Consider the following 17450-nt stretch of genomic DNA (forward strand, 5'->3'; position numbering starts at 1 on the left):
GTGAAGCTACGGCGCTAAACCGCGCCGCTGGCCTACAGAAGGCAGGTCGGTCCCTGGGGCGACCGGCGAAGCAGCGGTTCAGCGCGCCGGCAGGGAGAGCGGGATCAGCCGGACCGGCTCGCGCATCGTCGGATCGACGGAGCCACGCAGGATCGCGTCGCTGATGATGCTGTCGTCCTGAAGCTGTGCCTCGCGGACCCGCATCTGGCGCCGGACGCTGCGCGCCTGCGCCTCCATCCGGGAGATGCCGACCTGCTCGTCGATCTGCTTGCGCTGGGCCTTGCTGAGCTCCGAGGCCGTACGGAAATCGCGGAAGTCGCGCCGGTTGTAGGGCCAGCTCGAGCTGCCGGTGAAGGTCGAGACCTTGCCGTCGAGCACGACGCTGTCGCCCGGCCGCAAGGTGATGTCGCGCAGCAGGGAGACGCGTCGCTCGCCCGCCTGGACGATCGCCGGCCGGCAGGCCGGATCGGAGGCCTTGGCATGGCTGAAGGCCATTGGGAGCGCGCCATAGCGCTTGCCGTCGGCGGCGACGGCGTCGGCGATATCGGTCACGCCGGCCGCGGCCTTGAAGACCTTGACCGGAACGCCGGGGTTCATCGCCTTGCAGATCGCTTCATGGGCCTTGATGTCCCCGGACGCGCGGAGATAGCCGATCGGCGCATGGAAGCCGTCGCAGAGGCGTACGCAGAAGGTCTGGGCCCGGTCCGCCGCGCCGGTGACCGTGTCGAGCGAGGCGTTGGTCGTGCCGGCCGGTCTGCGCTGCCGGTCGGCGAGCTTCTTGGGGGCGGTGCGGAACGGGTTGAGCTCGATCGGCGGATGCGCGAGACGGCCGTCCGGCTGCACCTGCATGAGCGGCAGGCGCCAGCCGTTATTAGCGGGCGCATAGGCATTGGCCTGCGGGGCGTAGCGGGTGGGAGCGGTGGACGTATAGGCGGCATTCCGCACGCCGGCCTGTGCCGCCTTTCGGGCGGCTTCCTGAGCGAAGAAGGCATGGATGCCGGCATCGTCCTCTGCCTGGACCAGCGACGCCGTCAGCACGATACCGCCCGAGCCGAGCGCGGCCCCGAGCACGGCCAGCGCCAGCAGGCGGCCCTTATGGTTGCGCCGGACGATCTTCGCTTTGCCGGAAGCGGCAGCCACAACCTCACCCTCGCGGGCGAAAACCCGCGCCGGGACTTCACGGACACGCAACATCGCGTCACTCCAAACTACGCTTGTCCACCGTCCGCCGCCATTCGGGGTGTAGTTTACTTTTCGTTAAGCTTCAACGCTTCCGGGCGTGCGATCACCGGAAACGGCCGGAATGCTTAACGGGAGCGAGGGCCGGGCTCAGCCGCTCAGAGCACGGAGACGAGGACGCCCAGCCACATGCAGAACAGTGCGATGAAGCCGATGCCGTAGACCGCGCCACGCAGGGGCAGCTTGTTGGGGCCGAGATGGATGAAGGTGTGGATGACGCGGGTGGCGACATAAAGCCAGGCGAGCAGCGCCATGGCATAGCCGGTGGCACCGGTCTCCATCGCGACCATCACGACCGCGAAGAAGATCACCGGGGATTCGAACTGGTTGGTGAAGTTCGCGGCCGCGAGCCGCGCCGGGACCGGATAGCGCTCGGTCGAGACCGACACCTCGTCTTGCCGGACGGCGCCGCTGCTGAAGGCATCCTTGCGGCGCAGGGCCAGGATGACGCCGACGACGAAGATCCAGAAGATCATCGCCAGCGTCGGATAGATCAGCTTGAGAGTCATGGTTGCGCGTCGCCTCGTGTCGCACCGGCCCGGATGAGCCGGGCCAGTGCTGCACAATGCTCGCGATGACTCAAGAGCGGGTCGGGTAGTTCGGGCTCTCGCGCACGATGGTCACGTCATGGACATGGCTCTCGCGCAGGCCCGCGCTGGTGATGCGGATGAAGCGGGCCTTGTTGCGGTAGTCCTCGAGGTCCTTGCCGCCGACATAGCCCATGGCGGCGCGCAGGCCCCCGGCGAGCTGGTGCAGCACGTTCGAGACCGGGCCCTTGTAGGCGACCTGGCCCTCGATGCCCTCAGGCACCAGCTTCAGCGAATCCTTGATGTCCTGCTGGAAGTAGCGATCGGCCGAGCCGCGCGCCATCGCGCCGACCGAGCCCATGCCGCGATAGGCCTTGTAGGAGCGACCCTGGTACAGGAAGGTCTCGCCGGGCGTCTCGTCGGTGCCGGCCAGCAGCGAGCCGACCATGGCGCAGGAGGCGCCGGCCGCCAGCGCCTTGGCGAGGTCGCCGGAATACTTGATGCCGCCATCGGCGATGACCGGCACACCGGCCTTCGCACCGGCCGAGGCCGCATCCATGATCGCGGTGAGCTGCGGCACGCCGACGCCCGCCACGATGCGAGTGGTGCAGATCGAGCCCGGGCCGATGCCGACCTTGATGGCGTCGGCGCCGGCATCGATCAGGGCCTGGGCGCCGCCGGCGGTGGCGATGTTACCGGCGATGACCTGGACCGAGTTCGAGAGCTTCTTCACCCGGCTGACCGCCTCCAGCACCTTGGCCGAATGGCCATGGGCGGTGTCGACGACGATGAGGTCGACGCCGGCATCGATCAGCATCTCCGAGCGCTCGAAACCCTGGTCGCCCGTCGTGGTCGCGGCGGCGGCCAACAGCCGGCCATGCACGTCCTTGGCGGCGTTGGGGTGGGCGACCTGCTTCTCCATGTCCTTGACGGTGATCAGGCCGATGCAGCGATAGTGGTCGTCGACGACGAGCAGCTTCTCGATGCGGAACTGGTGGAGCAGGCGGCGCGCTTCCTCGGGGTTGACGCCCTCGCGCACCGTGATCAGGCGCTCCTTGGTCATCAGCTCGGAAACCGGCTGTGCCGGGTTCTGGGCGAAGCGGACATCGCGATTGGTCAGGATGCCGACGAGCTTGCCGTTATGGCCCTGCGGGCCGCGCTCGACGACCGGGATGCCGGAGATGCCGTTGTTCTTCATCAGCGCCAGCGCGTCGGCCAGCGTCTCATCCGGGTGGATGGTGATCGGGTTGGCGATCATCCCCGATTCGAATTTCTTGACGAGGCGGACCTGAGCGGCCTGCTGGTCGGCTTCGAGATTGCGATGGATGACGCCGAGGCCGCCGGCCTGCGCCATCGCGATAGCCATGCGCGCCTCGGTGACCGTGTCCATCGCCGAGGCGATGATCGGCAGGTTCAGCGAGATGGTGCGGGTGAGCTTCGTGCGGATATCGACATCCGCCGGCATGACCTCGGACGGGCCCGGCTCGAGCAGCACGTCGTCGAAGGTGAAACCGTCGCGAATCAGACCGTCGAGGGAAAGCGTCATCGTCAACTCCGACCGCCGGGCGAGGCCGGCTTTTCAAGGTGGCAGGGCGAGAGGCCCAGTGCCGAGTTGACGAGGCCCGTTAGCATGGGCGCGGCGGGTCCGCTAGTGCGCCGGGCTGGATTCTTTTGCAGTGCGGAAACGGCGCCTGTGCTTAGCGGCGCCGTTTCCTTGCGTCGGCGGCTATCGGATGGGTCGCGTGGCCGCGGGCTGGGCGGGTGCATCCGGCGCCACGCCGAAGCAGCCGGCCTCGAAAATGGTCCGGCCGGCCGCATTGGCCATGCGCTGGCAGGTCTCGAGACGCAGGCAGGCGTCATAGCGCAGGCCTTCGCCGCCGCTGTTGGGAATGGTCTTGAACTGGCAGCTGGCCTGCCAGCCGCCGGAGGCGGCCGCGGCCGCGGCCGACGCAGGCGCCCATGCCAATCCTGCCGCGAGAGCAAGCCCAAGAACGGACAGTCCAGGCGCTGCATGGTGTGCGGCGGTGAAAATGGATGAGACGGTAGTCATGGCGCTTCTCCAGGGATTGACGACGCACGCCCCTCGCGCCGGCCCGGCACGACCGGGCACGATGGAGATGGTGCTGGCGAGAGGCTCGAAGGAGTGACGTCAATGCATGGCGGCGTTGTGCGTGTCGCCGGGCCATATCCCGTGCGCATGGCGGAAGCGCGCCGGCAGCGGGCAAATCGGGCACCGCAGCGCGAATTCGCGCTCGTCACTCCCAATGCATCGGATTAATAGCCGAGCTTATGATTTCAAACGCGCCTAATTGACCGGGCGTGGAAGGTCCAAAGTCCCAAGGTCCGAAGACTTGCAGCGCTCCAAACTCCTGCCCCTGATCGTCGCCTGTGCGCTGTTCATGGAGAACACCGATTCGACGGTGATCGCGACCTCGCTGCCGGTGATCGCCGCCTCGCTCGGCGAAGATCCGATCGCGCTGAAGCTGGCGCTGACCTCCTATCTCGTCAGCCTCGCCGTCTTCATCCCGATCTCCGGCTGGATGGCGGACCGCTACGGTGCCCGCACGATCTTCCGCTCGGCGCTCGTCGTCTTCATGCTCGGCTCGATCCTCTGCGCGGTGTCGAGCTCGCTCGGCGCCTTCGTCGGCGCGCGCTTCATCCAGGGCATCGGCGGGGCGATGATGGTGCCGGTCGGGCGCCTTGTCATCCTGCGCAGCGTCAGCAAGTCCGAGATCGTCGGCGCGCTCGCCTACCTGACGATTCCCGCTCTGGTCGGCCCCGTCGTCGGGCCGCCGCTCGGCGGCTTCATCACCACCTATTTCGACTGGCGCTGGATCTTCTTCATCAACATCCCGATCGGCCTGGTCGGCATCGTGCTCGCGAGCCTGTTCTTCGAGGATATCCGCGAGGAGGATGTCGCACCGCTCGACGTCAAGGGCTTCCTGCTCTCCTCCTTCGGCTTCGCCAGCCTGATGCTGGGCCTGGCGACAGGCGGGCGCCATCTCGTGCCGCAGGTCGTCTCCTATGGCTGTGTCCTGGCGGGCGCCGCCGCTCTGGTCGCATACTGGTTCCATGCCCGGCGCGTGCCTTATCCGGTGCTGAACCTCGCGCTCTTCCGGATTCCGACCTTCCGGATCGGCGTGATCGGCGGCTCGATCTTCCGCACCGGCATCGGCGCGATCCCCTTCCTGCTGCCCTTGATGCTGCAGCTCGGCTTCGGGCTCGATGCTTTGCAATCCGGCCTGATCACCTTCGTCTCGGCCGCCGGCGCGCTGATCATGAAGACGCTGGCGCGAACCATCCTGGCGCGCTTCGGCTTCCGCCGCGTGCTGATCGCCAATGCCGTGATCGGCGCGGCCTTCCTCGCCGCCTCCGGCCTGTTCACGCCGACGACGCCTCACGCGATCATGCTCTCGGTGCTGCTGGTCGGCGGCTGCTTCCGCTCGCTGCAATTCACCGGCATCAACGCGCTGAGCTATGCCGATGTCTCCAATCGCGAGATGTCGAGCGCGACCAGCCTGTCGAGCGTTGCCCAGCAGCTCTCGCTCAGCATGGGCGTGACGATCGGTGCCTTCGCGCTGGAGAGCGCCAACCTCCTCCATGGCGGCAAGGCGCTGGGCGCGGGCGATTTCTGGCCGGCCTTCCTGATCGTCGGGCTGATCTCGGCATCCTCGGCGTTCTGGATGATGCGGCTCGCGCCGGATGCCGGCGCCGAGGTATCCGGCCATGTCCCGGTCAGCGCGCGCAAGGTCACGGCCGAGGCGATCGCCGATCAGAAGCCGCTCGAATAGCTTGTCAGCCCGGGCGGCTTGCCGCAGGGTCAGGGCATGCAGGCTGAGCCCGCGCCCTCGAACGAGACGCGCTACACGCTCTGCGTCGGCGACGGCGCGGCCCGGCTGAAACTCGCCGAAACCGAACTGACGCTCAGCGACGAAGGCATCGCCTACGAGCTCGATGGCCGCTCCGGCTTGCGCCCCTTCGGCAAGCTGACCGGCGTACGGCTACAGGCGGTCAATGGCGGGCCGCGGTCACCCTGGGAAGCGCTGGCCGAACTGACATTTTCCTCCGGCCGGCCGCTCTTCGTCCATTCCAGCAGCCCCTGGGGCGTCGACGACCCGAAGCGCGATACAGTCTTTATTGCCTTCATCGAAGACCTGCACCGTCGCCTCGTCGCCGGCGGGCACGGTCATGTCGCGTTTCGGCGCGGCATCCCGGAAGGGCGCCACCGCTTTCTGATCGTGGTCGCGCTCATCGCCGCCGTGATCTTCGGCGGTGCAGGATTGATGGTGCTCTATATCGGTTTGAGCGGGAGGGCCGGGTTCTTCGAGGTCATCGGACCGCTCATCGGCGTCGGCGGCCTCGGCTTCTGGATCTGGGCCTCCGTGGTCCGAAGCGCACCGGGCAGCTACGACCCGCGCCACCTGCCGCGCGATGTCTTTCCAGAGTGACGGCGGCTTAGAACCCGCAGACGAGGCACTCGCTGCCGTCGACCGTGCGGTATTCTGCCTTCCAGTAATGCGGGTCGTTCAGCGCTGCGTAGATGATGCCGGGCGGAGCGGGATAGCGCTTCCTGAAGGGGCGGGCGAGCTGGACGGAAAGCCGGCAATCCGGCGGCCAGTCGCCAACGCTCAGGATGGAATTTCCCCGCGCGATCTCGGCGTCGAGAATCGCTTGAAGCGCCGGGATCATGCGTGGAACAGGCGGCGCCACGGCGTCCCCGCTATCGGTCAGGCGTTGTCGGCTTCCGGCCGCTGCTGCCGGCGATAACCGGTTGCGAGAACGTAAAGCTCGGAGGAATCGGCGCGGCTCGCCGCCGGCTTGACGTTGCGAACGAGCGTGAAGTCGCGCTTCAGCGTGGCGAGAAGCTCGGCGCTGTCGCCACCCTGGAACAGCTTGGCGAGAAAGAATCCGCCCGGCGCCAGCACGTCATGAGCGAATTCGATCGCGGCCTCGGCGAGCGCGATGATCTTGAGATGGTCGGTCTTCTTGTGGCCGGTGGTGTTGGCGGCCATGTCGGACATCACGCCGTCGGCGCGGCCGCCGAGACGCTCTGTCAGCAGGGCAGGCGCCTCATCGGCCATGAAATCGAGCTGGATCAGGTCGACGCCGGGGATCGGGTCGACCGCCAGCAGGTCGATGCCGACGATGTATCCCTTGCCTTGCTCAAGCCCGATGCGTTTGGCCGCGATCTGGCACCAGCCGCCCGGCGCACAGCCGAGATCGACCAGCCGCTGCCCGGATTTCAGGAACTTGTAGCGGTCGTCCATCTCCTCGAGCTTGAACGCCGCGCGCGAGCGATAGCCCATCTCCCGGGCCCGCTTCACATAGGGGTCGTTGAGCTGGCGCTCGAGCCAGAGCTGCGAGGAATGCTTGAGCTTGCCGGCCTTCTTGACCTTGACGCGCATGTCGCGCGCGCCGGCTGGCTTGCCGCCGGTGTTGCCGCCCGATTTTCCGGTGCTCATTGTATCGAACCTATTTCCGCCGCCACCAGGCGCGGTCCTCATGCATCATGCGCAGCAGGATGCCCTCGCGCAGGCCGCGATCGGCGATACGGACGCGCTCGCTCGGGAACGCGCGGCGGATCGCCTCGAAGATCGCGCAACCGGCCAGAACCAGATCGGCGCGCTCGCGGCCGATGCAGGCATTCGCCGCTCGGGCGGCATAGTCCATCTCGATCAGGCGGTCGATCACCGCGAGGATGTCGCGCTGATGCATCCACAGCCCGTCGACCTCGCGCCGGTCATAGCGCGGCAGGTCGAGATGGATGCCGGCGACCGTCGTCACCGTGCCGGAGGTGCCGAGCAGGTGGAAGCTGCGGGCGTCGCGGGCGCCCGCCGCCTTCTTGGCGAAGGGCGCGAGCGCCTGCGTGCAATCCTCGACCATCTTCTCGAACAATTCGCGGCTGACCTCGATGCCGCCATAGCGCTCGGCCACCGTGACGACGCCGATCGGCAGCGAGGCCCATTCGCGGATGCGGGCGGCAGGGTCTCGCGCCTCGCTGCGGCCGCCGAGCCAGACGATCTCGGTCGAGCCGCCGCCGATATCGAAGACGATGACGCTTTCCGCCGCCGGATCGGCGAGCGCCGCACAGCCGGAGACGGCGAGCGCCGCTTCCGTGCGCTGGTCGATGACCTCCAGCGCGAGTTCCGCCTCCGCCGCGACGCGGCGGATGAAGTCGAGCCCGTTGGTGGCGGCGCGGCAGGCTTCGGTGGTGACGAGGCGGGCGCGGGTGACGCCGCGATTCGCCATCTTGCCGCGGCAGATCTTCAGCGCCTCGACGGCGCGGTCCATCGCGGCATCGCCAAGTCGGCTGCTCGCGCCCAGGCCCTCGCCAAGGCGCACGATGCGGGAGAAGGCGTCGACGACGCGAAAGCCATGCTGCGCCGGGCGGGCGATCAGCAGGCGGCAATTATTGGTGCCGAGATCGAGCGCGGCATAGGTCGCGCCCGGCGGGCGGGGGGCAGGCTGTCCAAAGCTCTGGAACGACGCACCAACCGGGATCGCGCCGTTCCGTTGCGGATCGGCGTCATGTCTCTGCGGTCGCGCAATAGGCGCGACATCCCGTTGTTGCCGGTCCTCGACCGCCACTGATTCAACCTCTCAACCTGTCCGATGCCTGGGGCACGGACAGGGGCCGCGACCCGGCGCGGCCCTGCTTCATGATGAGCTAACTACAGGGCGCGCGACATGCCAAGCGGAACCTTGCCGGCTGGAAGACTTGCCGCACATTCGCATGGGACGCGGCTTGCGCCCGGACCGGCTGATCGGCCAGTCTCCGCCGACCAATGAGACCGGGCAGGGAACCGACATGGCCGCCAGACACATCCTCGCCATCGACCAGGGCACGACCTCGTCGCGGGCGATCCTGTTCGATGCGTCGCTCGGCGTGGTGGCCAGCGCCCAGCGCGAGTTTCCGCAGCATTTTCCGGCCTCCGGCTGGGTCGAGCATGAGCCCGAGGATATCTGGGAGAGCGTGCTGGCGACCGCACGCGAGGCCATCGCCAAGGGCGGCCTGAGTGCGGCGGAGATCGCCGGAATCGGCATCACCAACCAGCGCGAGACGACGCTGATCTGGGATCGCCGCACGGGCAGGGCGATCCATCGCGCCATCGTCTGGCAGGACCGGCGCACCGCAAAGGCCTGCGCGAATCTCGTCGCGGCCGGCCATGAGGATCTTGTCGCGGAGCGGACGGGCCTGCGCATCGATCCCTATTTCTCCGCGACCAAGATCGCCTGGCTGCTCGACAACGTCCCCGGAGCCCGGCGACGGGCCGAGGCTGGCGAACTCGCCTTCGGCACGATCGACTGTTTCCTGCTCTGGCGCCTGACCGGCGGGGCGGTGCATGCGACCGACGCGACCAATGCCGCGCGGACCATGCTGTTCGATATCGGCCGCGGCGTCTGGGATTCGGACCTGCTCGACCTGTTCGGCATCCCGGCCGCACTGCTGCCGCAGGTGCGCGACTGCGCCGCGCATTTCGGCGATACGGCGCCGGAGCTGTTCGGCGCGGCGATCCCGGTGCGCGGCATGGCCGGGGACCAGCAGGCGGCGACGATCGGGCAGGCCTGTTTCTCGCCCGGCATGGTGAAATCGACCTATGGCACCGGCTGCTTCGCCCTGCTGAACACGGGCGACACGCCAGTGCGCTCGAAGCACCGCCTGCTCAGCACGATCGCATACCAGCTCGGCGGCAAGCGCACCTATGCGCTGGAAGGCTCGATCTTCATCGCGGGCGCGGCGGTGCAATGGCTGCGCGACGGGCTCGGCATCATCGAGAAGGCGAGCGAGACCGGGCAGCTGGCGGAGGCCGCCGATCCCGAGCAGGACGTCTATCTGGTGCCGGCCTTCGTGGGCTTGGGCTCGCCTCATTGGGACGCCCATGCGCGTGGCGCGATGTTCGGCCTGACCCGCAATTCGGGACCGCGCGAATTCGCGCGAGCAGCGCTGGAAAGCGTCTGCTACCAGACGCTCGACCTCGTCGAGGCGATGCGGGCAGACTGGCCGGACGCCGGCGCCGGGAAGCAATCAGTCCTGCGGGTCGATGGCGGCATGGTCGCCTCCGACTGGACGATGCAGCGCCTCGCCGACATCCTCGACCTGCCGGTCGACCGGCCGAATGTGCTGGAGACGACGGCTTTGGGCGCGGCCTATCTCGCCGGGCTCGATGCCGGCCTGCTGCCGGAGCCCGATCGCTTCGCCGATCTATGGCGCCTGGAACGGCGCTTCTCGCCGGCCATGGCCGCCAGCGAGCGCAAGCGCAAGGTCACGGGCTGGCGCGACAGCGTCAGGCGGACGCTGAGCTCAACCTGAGAAGGGCAGCCAGCGCCGCTCCGCCGAGGAAGCCACCGCGCATTCGATGAAGCGCACGCCACGCGCGCCATCGCCGACCGTCGGATAGTCGGCGTCGAGCGGATCGGCCGTCGTGCCGGCCTTGCGGGCGCGGATATCCGCGAAGACGCCACGATAGATATTGGCGAAGGCCTCGATGAAGCCCTCTGGATGTCCCGCCGGAATGCGCCCGGCACGTCGGGCCGATTCGCAGAGCCAGGGCGAGGCGCGGGTGAAGATCTCGGTCGGGCCCTCGCGGCGGTGATGGACGAGCCGGTTCGGCTCCTCCTGCCGCCATTCCAGCGTGCCGTTCTCCCCGGAGACGCGCAGCCGCAGGTCGTTCTCCAGCCCGGCATTGATCTGCGAGGCGACGAGGACGCCGCGCGCGCCGCCCTTGAAGCGCAGCAGCATGCTGGCATCGTCGTCGAGCGCACGGCCGGGCACGAGCGTGCCGAGATCGGAGACCAGTTCCTCGATTGCGAGCCCGGTCACGGTCAAGACGAGGTTTTCTGCATGGGAGCCGATATCGCCGAGCGCCCCCGCGATGCCGCTGCGGGCCGGATCGGTGCGCCAGCTCGCCTGCTTGTTGCCGGTCGTCTCCAATGCTGTGGCGAGCCAGCCTTGATTGTACTCGACCACGACCTTGCGGATGCGCCCGAGCGCGCCGGAGCGCGCCATATCGCGCGCCTGCCGGACCATCGGATAGCCGGTGTAGTTGTAGGTCACGCCGAAAACGGTGCCGCGCTTGGCGGCCGTCTCGACCAGCGTCGTGGCCTGCGCGCCGGTATGGGTCAGCGGCTTGTCGCAGACGACATGGAAACCGGCTTCCGCGAAAGCCTGCGCGATCGGGAAATGCGTATCGGTCGGCGTGACGATGACGACGAGGTCGACGCGCTCCGCCGCCGGGCGGGCGAGCTCGGCTTCGAGCAAAGCCTGCCAGCTTGCATGATTATGGGCATCGGCGAGGCCCAGAGCGCGGCCGGATGCGCGGGCACGCTCCGGTGTCGAGGACAAGGCGCCCGCGACCAGTTCCGCCTGCCCGTCGAGCGCGATCGCATGGCGGTGCACGGCGCCGATGAAGGCATCGCGGCCGCCGCCGATCATGGCATAGCGCAGCCTTGGCGCGTATTCGTCGTTCATCGCGTGACCTGATGCTCTCGGAGATGCGGCCGCCGCCGGAGCGGCGGCCGATGGGTGCTGTCCGCTTAGAACGGCGAGTCGGGGTAGTAGAAGTCCTTGGCGTTGCTCTTGTCGATCAGCACCGAGGGAATGATCGTGGTCGCCGGCAGCTTCTCGCCCTTCAGGCGAGCTTCCGCCGTCAACTTGATCGATTCATAGATGAATTTCGGTGAGTAGCTGACATTGGCCTGAATGCGCGGGTCCTTGTTGTCGAGGATGACCTTGACCACGTCCTTGGCGCCGGCGCCGCCGAAGATCACCTTGATGTCCTTGCGCCCGGCCTGGTCGATGGCGCGGATGGCGCCGAAGGCCATGTCGTCATCGGCCGCCCAGAAGGCGTCGATCTCCTTGAAGCGGGTCAGGAAATCCTGCGTGACCTTGTAGGCGTCGTCGCGGTTCCAGTTGGCGTATTTGGCGTCGAGCAGCTTGATGTCCGGATGGCCCTTCAGCACGCCGTTGAAGGCATCCATGCGCTCGTTGTCGAGCGTGGTCGGGATGCCGCGGAGCGCCACGACATTGCCTTTGCCGCCGAGCGTCTTGGCGATGTACTCGGCCGGAATCTTGCCGAAGGCGGTGTTGTCGCCGGCGACATAGGCATCCTGCGCCGAGGTATCGGTCAGGCCGCGATCGACCACCGTCACATAGGCGCCCTTGGCCTTCACATTCGCGACCGGCCGGGTCAGCGCCGCCGATTCGAAGGGGAAGACGACGAGCGCGTTGATCTTGCTGACCGTGCTCAGATCCTGGAGCTGGTTGGCCTGTTCGGTCGCGTTGGCGGCGGTGCGGATGGTGATCTTGAGGTCCTTGTGCTTGGCCTCGAGATCCTTCTTCGCCTGGTTCGCCCAGTAGTTGATGCCGCCCATGAAGCTGTGCGTCGCGGCGGGGATGGACACGCCGAGATGGACGGGCTCGGCGGCGGCACTTGTCGCCGCGAAGGCGAGGCCCGCGGCGGTGGCAAGCATGAGGCTGCGTCTGGTCTGCATGGACATCGCTTCTCTCCCTGTATGGCCAACCTTCAGCGGCGGCCTTTCTGCAAAAACGCGACGGTGATGATGACGAAGCCCTGCACGGCGGCGTTCAGATAGACGCTGATCAGGCTCGTCAGGTTGAGGATGTTGCTGATCACCGAGAGCAGGATCGCGCCGATGACCGTGCCGGTGATGCTGCCATGGCCACCTTTCAGCGCCGCGCCGCCGACGATGACCGCGGCGATGGCTTCGAGCTCCCAGAGCAGGCCGGTGGTCGGCGAGGCCGAGGCCAAGCGCGGCACATAGAGTAGCGTGGCGACGCCGACGCAGAGGCCGAGCAGCATATAGGTGAGGATCTTGACGCGCTCGACATCGACGGCGGCGTAGCGTGCCACGGTCTCGTTGGAGCCGATCGCCTGGACATGCCGGCCGAAGATCGTGCGGTTCAGGATGAGCGCGCCCAGAAGCGCGACGAGCAGGAAGACCCAGACCGGGATCGGCACACTGAGGACGCTGCCGTAATAGACCGGCGCGTAGAAATCGGCCAAGGCGTTGTCGAGGGTGAGCGCGCCGCCATCGGCGAAATAGGTGAGGTATGCCCGGTAGATGCCGAGCGTTCCTAAGGTGACGATGAAGGGTTCGATCCGCCCCTTCGCGATCAGGATGCCGTGCAGCAGGCCGAAGACGCCGCCGAGCACGACCGCGAGCGCGGCCCCGCCGATCACCGCCAGCAGCGGCGAGCCGAAGGCACCGGCCGCCCAGTTGATGAAGAGGATGACGCAGCCGGCGATCAGCGCCGCCATCGAGCCGACCGAGAGGTCGATCCCGCCGAGGATGATGACGAAGCACATGCCGACGGCGATGATGCCGATGAAGGCGGTGCGGGTGAGCACGTTCAGCGCATTGTCGAGCGTGGCGAAATCGCTGTTGAGCGCAGCACCGGCCGCGCAGAGCAGCACGAGGCCGATGATGGGTCCGAAGACGGCGATGCGGTCGCCGAGCGGGACGGTGGCCTCGCGGGCGCGGCCCTCGGCACGCTGGACGGCTTCAGGCTGCGACATGGCGGGTCCCTGTGGCATGGGCGATCATCGTCGCTTCGGTCATCTCGTCGCCGTCGACCGTCGCGACGATCCGGCCCCCGCGCATCACCGCGACGCGATGGGCGAGGCCGATCAGTTCGATCAGCTCCGAGGAGATGACGATCAGGGCGAGGCCTTGGGCCGCGAGCTTCTGGATCAGGAAATAGATCTCGCGCTTGGCGCCGACATCGACGCCGCGCGTCGGCTCGTCGAGCACCAGCACGCGCGGCGCCGGGTGCAACACCCTGGCGAGCGCGAGCTTCTGCTGGTTGCCGCCAGAGAGCGAGGCGGCCTTCATGCCCAGCGAGCCGGCCCGGATGCCGAACTCGCCGACGGCGGTTTCGAGCGCGCGCTGCTCCGCCTCATGGTCGAGCAGCGGTTTGGCGTAGCGTTCGAGCGCCATCAGCGTGAGGTTCGGCCGCAGCGGGAAGTCGATATGGAGGCCCTTGCCCTTGCGGTCCTCGCTCAGATAGGCGAGCCCGTGGCGGGTGGCATCGCGCGGCGAGTTGAGCTGAATTGGCTTGCCGTCGCGCCGGATCGTGCCACTGGCCGGCCTTAGACCCAGAATCCCCTCGAAAAGCTCGGTGCGTCCGGCGCCGACCAGCCCGGCGAAGCCCATAATTTCACCCGGCCGCACCGCAAACGAGATGTCGCTGGCCCAGCCCGGCACGGAGAAGTCCTCGACCGCGAGCGCCGGAGGCAACGCGGGGTCAGCGACAATCTTCTCGGGGAACAGGTCAGCGATCTCGCGTCCGACCATCATCGTCGCCATGGCGTGGCGGGTGAGCGAAGCGGTCGGCGCGCGGCCGACGAAACGGCCGTCGCGCATGACGATGACCTCGTCGGTGATGCGCTCGACCTCGTCGAGCTTGTGCGAGATGTAGACGACGGTGATGCCCTCGGCCCGCATCCGCTCGATCAGGGCGAAGAGCCGGCCGGCCTCGGAGGGCGTCAGCGTCGCGGTCGGCTCGTCCATGATCAGCAGCCGGGCTTTTCGCGAAAGCGCCTTGGCGATCTCGACGAGCTGCTTCTCGGCGACGATCAGGCGCCGCACCGGCGTATCCGGCGCCCGTGCCAGCCCGACCTGGGCGAGCGCAGCCTCGGCTTCGCGGCGCATGGCGTCCTCGTCGAGCAGCCAGCCCTTGCGGCGCTCATGGCCAAGGAAGATGTTGCCGGCGATAGTCAGGTCCTCGGCCAGATTGAATTCCTGGTGGATCAGGACGATGCCCTTGGCCTCGGCAGCGCGTGAGCCGGCGAAGGCAGCCGGCTCGCCGTCGATCAGGACACGGCCCTCGCTCGGCTGCTCGTAGCCGGAGAGAATCTTAATCAGGGTCGACTTGCCGGCGCCGTTCTCGCCGAGCAGCCCGTAGACCTTGCCGGGTTCGAGGTCGAAGGAGACGCCATGCAGCACCTCGACCGGGCCGAAGCGCTTGACGATGCCGTCGAAGGCGACGGCGAGGCCTACGGTCGCGCTCATGCCGGGCCTCCGCTGCGCAGCGCCTCGCGCATGGCGAGCACGCCAGCGCCGATCAGCCCGGTCTCGGGGCCGAGCGGGGCGGAGGTGATCTCGAGATGGCGGGTCGAGAGGGCGAGCGAGCGCTGATTCACGCTCTGGCGGATCGCCGCGAGGAACATCGGGCCGATCGCCGAGACGCCGCCGCCGATGAAGATATGCGACGGGTTGTAGAAATTGACGAGCGCGGCCAGCACCTGGCCGATCAGCCGGCCGGAGCGGCGCACGATCGCGTCGGCCTCGGCATCGCCGGCCCGGCTGGCGGCGCCGATATCGGCAGCCTCCAGCAGTCCCTTGGTGGCGAGGCGCCCGGCCAGGGCAGGGCTGCGTCCGGATTGGGCGGCTTCCAGTCCCATGGCGACGATAGCGGGGGCGGCGGCCATCGCCTCGACGCAGCCGCGATTGCCGCAGCGACAGAGCGGGCCCTCGGGGTCGGCGCAGATATGGCCGATATCGCCGGCCGAGCCGGTGGAGCCGCGATAGAGCTCCCCATGACAGACGATGCCGCAGCCGATGCCGGTGCCGACCTTGATGACGAGGAAATTCTCGATCTGCTTGCGCTGGCGCCAGAGCACGCCGAGCGCCATCAGGTTCACGTCGTTATCGACGAAGATCGGCGCATCGGTGATCTCGCGCAGGTCTTCGCGGATCGCATAGCTGTCCCAGCCCGGCATCAGCGGCGGATTGACGAGCTGGCCGGCGGCGAAATTGACCGGGCCGGGCACGCCGATGCCGACGGCGAGCACGCGGTCGGGGGCGATGCCGTTCTGGGCGAGCATCGCCGGCAGCAAGGCGCGAAGACGGGCCATGATCGCGCCCGGGCCGGCCTGGACATCTGCCTCCTGTGCATGGCGTGCGATGATGCCGAGATCCGGGCGGAGCAGCGCGATATCAAGGCTGGTCGCGCCGATATCGATGCCGACGAGCACGCCGATGCGGCGATGGACGCAGAGGGTCTCGGGGCGGCGCCCGCCGGTGGAATGCTGGACGCCGGCCTCGTCGAGCAGGCCTTCCTCGATCAGCCCTGCGGCGATCGCATTGGTCTTGCTGCGCGAGAACTGCAGGCTATCGGCGAGCGCATGGCGGGCGGCGCCGCCGGACCAGAAGGTGGCCTCGAGCAGCGCGAGCTCATCCGGGCTCAGCCTGTGCCAGGGCAGGGCGATCGCAGCCTCCTGTCGTTTCCCGCTCGGCCTTGTGGCGGCCGTTGCGATGCAGGCTAGGGGACGGCCTCGAAACGGTTCAAGACCGAACTTAAGCCTGATTCAGGCGGAAGTTAAATTGAAGGCGAGGCGGAGATCGTCGCGCCGCGAGCTGGACGCCCGGCCGATCCCTGGGTGAAGCTGCGCGCAACGATGGAGGAACAGCCGATGCCGGCAACGATGCAGGGCCCCGCGATCTTTCTTGCCCAGTTCGCCGGCGACAAGGCGCCGTTCGACAGCTGGGCCGGCATCACGGCCTGGGCTGCAGGTCTCGGCTATCGCGGCGTACAGCTGCCCAGTGGCGATCAGCGCTTCTTCGATCTGGAGAAGGCCGCAGCCTCGCAGGACTATTGCGACGAGATCACCGGCGTGGCGCGCGAGGCCGGCATCGCGATCACCGAGCTTTCGACCCATCTGCAAGGGCAGCTCGTCGCTGTTCATCCTGCTTACGACGCGGCTTTCGACGTCTTCGCGCCGGTGGAGGTTCGCGGTAAGCCGAAGGAGCGACAGGCCTGGGCTGTCGAGCAGATGAAGCTGGCGGCCAAGGCATCGCGCCGGCTCGGGCTGTCGGGCTCGGTCAGCTTCACCGGCGCGCTGGCCTGGCCCTTCCTCTATCCCTGGCCGCAGCGGCCGGCCGGCCTTGTCGAGGAGGCTTTCGGAGAGCTGGCGCGACGCTGGCGGCCGATCCTTGATGCCTATGAGGAGGAGGGCGTCGACGTTGGTTTCGAGATTCATCCCGGCGAGGATGTCTTCGACGGCGCGACCTTCGAGTTGTTCCTCGACCGGCTCGGCGGACACAGGCGCTGCCGGATCAACTACGATCCCTCGCATTTCCTGCTGCAGCAGCTCGACTATCTCGCCTTCATCGACATCTATCACGAGCGCATCAGCGCCTTCCATGTGAAGGATGCCGAGTTCCGGCCTGACGGCCGGCAGGGCGTCTATTCCGGCTTCTCGCCCTGGATCGGGAGGGCCGGGCGCTTCCGCTCGCTCGGTGACGGGCAGGTCGATTTCAAGGCGATCTTCTCGAAGCTCGCACAGTACGACTATGACGGCTGGGCCGTGCTCGAATGGGAATGCGCGCTGAAGCATCCGGAGGACGGCGCGCGCGAGGGCGCCCGCTTCATCGCCGACCATATCATCCGGGTGACGGAGACCGCCTTCGACGATTTCGCGGGTGGGGGCGATCCTGGACTGGCGCGGCGGATGCTGGGGCTGGACTAGCGGCCGCTGCTGCGGCCTGCACAGAACCTGCACGAAAATCCTGAGTTTCTGCCGATCTCGGCGATCTCCGCTGCAAACGGCCGGCGCATCGATGGCGCATGGCGGACATCATCGCTCCAGCATCCTTCTCGTCGAGACTGCCGCGCCGGCTCATCCGTGACGGCTGGTGGCTGGAAGCGGCGATGCAGCCCGC

The 17450-nt window shown here is 67.7% G+C and carries 16 protein-coding genes; 4 read left to right on the forward strand and 12 right to left on the reverse strand.

Translation table 11 applies throughout. From position 1 onward, the window contains the following. Positions 1-78 precede the first annotated feature (78 nt). The 4 genes from AC3WMA_RS14780 to AC3WMA_RS14795 all read right to left on the reverse strand — a co-directional run bounded on the left by AC3WMA_RS14780 (position 79) and on the right by AC3WMA_RS14795 (position 3816). Complete coding sequence (locus AC3WMA_RS14780) at positions 79-1194, reverse strand: DUF2865 domain-containing protein (RefSeq protein ID WP_492286136.1); 1116 nt, start codon at positions 1192-1194, stop codon at positions 79-81. A gap of 143 nt (positions 1195-1337) precedes the next feature. Next, entirely contained in the window at positions 1338-1748 is a 411-nt protein-coding gene (locus AC3WMA_RS14785) for an MAPEG family protein (RefSeq protein ID WP_492286137.1), read from the reverse strand. Between the two features lie 70 nt (positions 1749-1818). After that, entirely contained in the window at positions 1819-3312 is a 1494-nt protein-coding gene (gene guaB, locus AC3WMA_RS14790) for an IMP dehydrogenase (protein ID WP_492286138.1), read from the reverse strand. A 180-nt stretch (positions 3313-3492) separates the two neighbouring features. After that, complete coding sequence (locus AC3WMA_RS14795; protein WP_492286139.1) at positions 3493-3816, reverse strand: hypothetical protein; 324 nt, start codon at positions 3814-3816, stop codon at positions 3493-3495. Between the two features lie 301 nt (positions 3817-4117). On the opposite strand from AC3WMA_RS14795, the gene AC3WMA_RS14800 reads away from it, so the two are divergent. Both AC3WMA_RS14800 and AC3WMA_RS14805 read left to right on the forward strand, forming a co-directional pair. Then, positions 4118-5557 carry a DHA2 family efflux MFS transporter permease subunit gene (locus AC3WMA_RS14800; protein WP_492286140.1) on the forward strand — a complete coding sequence of 480 codons (1440 nt, stop codon included), beginning with the start codon at positions 4118-4120 and terminating at the stop codon, positions 5555-5557. 36 nt (positions 5558-5593) lie between these two features. Further along, positions 5594-6214, forward strand: a complete 621-nt coding sequence (locus tag AC3WMA_RS14805) for a hypothetical protein (protein WP_492286141.1) — start codon at positions 5594-5596, stop codon at positions 6212-6214. A 7-nt stretch (positions 6215-6221) separates the two neighbouring features. On the opposite strand, the gene AC3WMA_RS14810 is transcribed toward AC3WMA_RS14805, so the two are convergent. Genes AC3WMA_RS14810 through AC3WMA_RS14820 form a run of 3 tightly spaced genes read right to left on the reverse strand, consistent with a single transcriptional unit; the run spans position 6222 to position 8354 of the window. Continuing rightward, positions 6222-6476, reverse strand: a complete 255-nt coding sequence (locus tag AC3WMA_RS14810; protein WP_492286142.1) for a hypothetical protein — start codon at positions 6474-6476, stop codon at positions 6222-6224. A 17-nt stretch (positions 6477-6493) separates the two neighbouring features. After that, positions 6494-7228 (reverse strand): RlmE family RNA methyltransferase, encoded by a 735-nt coding sequence (locus AC3WMA_RS14815; protein ID WP_492286143.1) that lies wholly within the window; start codon positions 7226-7228, stop codon positions 6494-6496. Between the two features lie 10 nt (positions 7229-7238). Then, positions 7239-8354, reverse strand: coding sequence for a Ppx/GppA phosphatase family protein (locus AC3WMA_RS14820; RefSeq protein ID WP_492286144.1), 1116 nt, complete (start codon positions 8352-8354; stop codon positions 7239-7241). A gap of 220 nt (positions 8355-8574) precedes the next feature. Here AC3WMA_RS14820 and glpK point away from each other — a divergent pair, with 220 nt between their 5' ends. Then, positions 8575-10077 carry a glycerol kinase GlpK gene (gene glpK / locus AC3WMA_RS14825; RefSeq protein WP_492286145.1) on the forward strand — a complete coding sequence of 501 codons (1503 nt, stop codon included), beginning with the start codon at positions 8575-8577 and terminating at the stop codon, positions 10075-10077. Here glpK and AC3WMA_RS14830 read toward each other — a convergent pair. The 5 genes from AC3WMA_RS14830 to AC3WMA_RS14850 all read right to left on the reverse strand — a co-directional run bounded on the left by AC3WMA_RS14830 (position 10069) and on the right by AC3WMA_RS14850 (position 15763). After that, positions 10069-11235, reverse strand: coding sequence for a Gfo/Idh/MocA family protein (locus tag AC3WMA_RS14830; RefSeq protein ID WP_492286146.1), 1167 nt, complete (start codon positions 11233-11235; stop codon positions 10069-10071). The two genes, glpK and AC3WMA_RS14830, sit on opposite strands and share 9 nt — an antisense overlap. 65 nt (positions 11236-11300) lie before the next feature. Beyond that, positions 11301-12263: a substrate-binding domain-containing protein gene (locus AC3WMA_RS14835; protein ID WP_492286147.1), complete on the reverse strand. Its 963-nt coding sequence runs from the start codon at positions 12261-12263 to the stop codon at positions 11301-11303. Positions 12264-12289: 26 nt separating this feature from the next. After that, on the reverse strand, positions 12290-13303 hold the full coding sequence (locus AC3WMA_RS14840; protein ID WP_492286148.1) for an ABC transporter permease: 1014 nt from the start codon (positions 13301-13303) through the stop codon (positions 12290-12292). Continuing rightward, positions 13290-14798, reverse strand: coding sequence for a sugar ABC transporter ATP-binding protein (locus tag AC3WMA_RS14845; protein WP_492286149.1), 1509 nt, complete (start codon positions 14796-14798; stop codon positions 13290-13292). The genes AC3WMA_RS14840 and AC3WMA_RS14845 overlap by 14 nt, the downstream gene beginning before the upstream one ends. Continuing rightward, on the reverse strand, positions 14795-15763 hold the full coding sequence (locus AC3WMA_RS14850) for an ROK family protein (protein ID WP_492286150.1): 969 nt from the start codon (positions 15761-15763) through the stop codon (positions 14795-14797). The genes AC3WMA_RS14845 and AC3WMA_RS14850 overlap by 4 nt, the downstream gene beginning before the upstream one ends. A gap of 438 nt (positions 15764-16201) precedes the next feature. Between AC3WMA_RS14850 and AC3WMA_RS14855 the strand changes: the two genes are divergently transcribed. After that, a complete protein-coding gene (locus tag AC3WMA_RS14855) occupies positions 16202-17257 on the forward strand; it encodes a sugar phosphate isomerase/epimerase family protein (protein ID WP_492286151.1) in 1056 nt (351 codons plus the stop codon). The last annotated feature ends 193 nt before the right edge of the window (positions 17258-17450 follow it).

Source organism: Allobosea sp. FW305-C-101 (assembly GCF_058783685.1).

Coding starts and splice junctions, on each gene's coding strand:
- AC3WMA_RS14780 (WP_492286136.1), bottom strand. CDS start 1,194: ATGTTGCGTGTCCGTGAAGTCCCGGCGCGGGTTTTCGCCCGCGAGGGT.
- AC3WMA_RS14785 (WP_492286137.1), bottom strand. CDS start 1,748: ATGACTCTCAAGCTGATCTATCCGACGCTGGCGATGATCTTCTGGATC.
- guaB (WP_492286138.1), bottom strand. CDS start 3,312: ATGACGCTTTCCCTCGACGGTCTGATTCGCGACGGTTTCACCTTCGAC.
- AC3WMA_RS14795 (WP_492286139.1), bottom strand. CDS start 3,816: ATGACTACCGTCTCATCCATTTTCACCGCCGCACACCATGCAGCGCCT.
- AC3WMA_RS14805 (WP_492286141.1), top strand. CDS start 5,594: ATGCAGGCTGAGCCCGCGCCCTCGAACGAGACGCGCTACACGCTCTGC.
- AC3WMA_RS14815 (WP_492286143.1), bottom strand. CDS start 7,228: ATGAGCACCGGAAAATCGGGCGGCAACACCGGCGGCAAGCCAGCCGGC.
- glpK (WP_492286145.1), top strand. CDS start 8,575: ATGGCCGCCAGACACATCCTCGCCATCGACCAGGGCACGACCTCGTCG.
- AC3WMA_RS14830 (WP_492286146.1), bottom strand. CDS start 11,235: ATGAACGACGAATACGCGCCAAGGCTGCGCTATGCCATGATCGGCGGC.
- AC3WMA_RS14835 (WP_492286147.1), bottom strand. CDS start 12,263: ATGTCCATGCAGACCAGACGCAGCCTCATGCTTGCCACCGCCGCGGGC.
- AC3WMA_RS14840 (WP_492286148.1), bottom strand. CDS start 13,303: ATGTCGCAGCCTGAAGCCGTCCAGCGTGCCGAGGGCCGCGCCCGCGAG.
- AC3WMA_RS14845 (WP_492286149.1), bottom strand. CDS start 14,798: ATGAGCGCGACCGTAGGCCTCGCCGTCGCCTTCGACGGCATCGTCAAG.
- AC3WMA_RS14855 (WP_492286151.1), top strand. CDS start 16,202: ATGCCGGCAACGATGCAGGGCCCCGCGATCTTTCTTGCCCAGTTCGCC.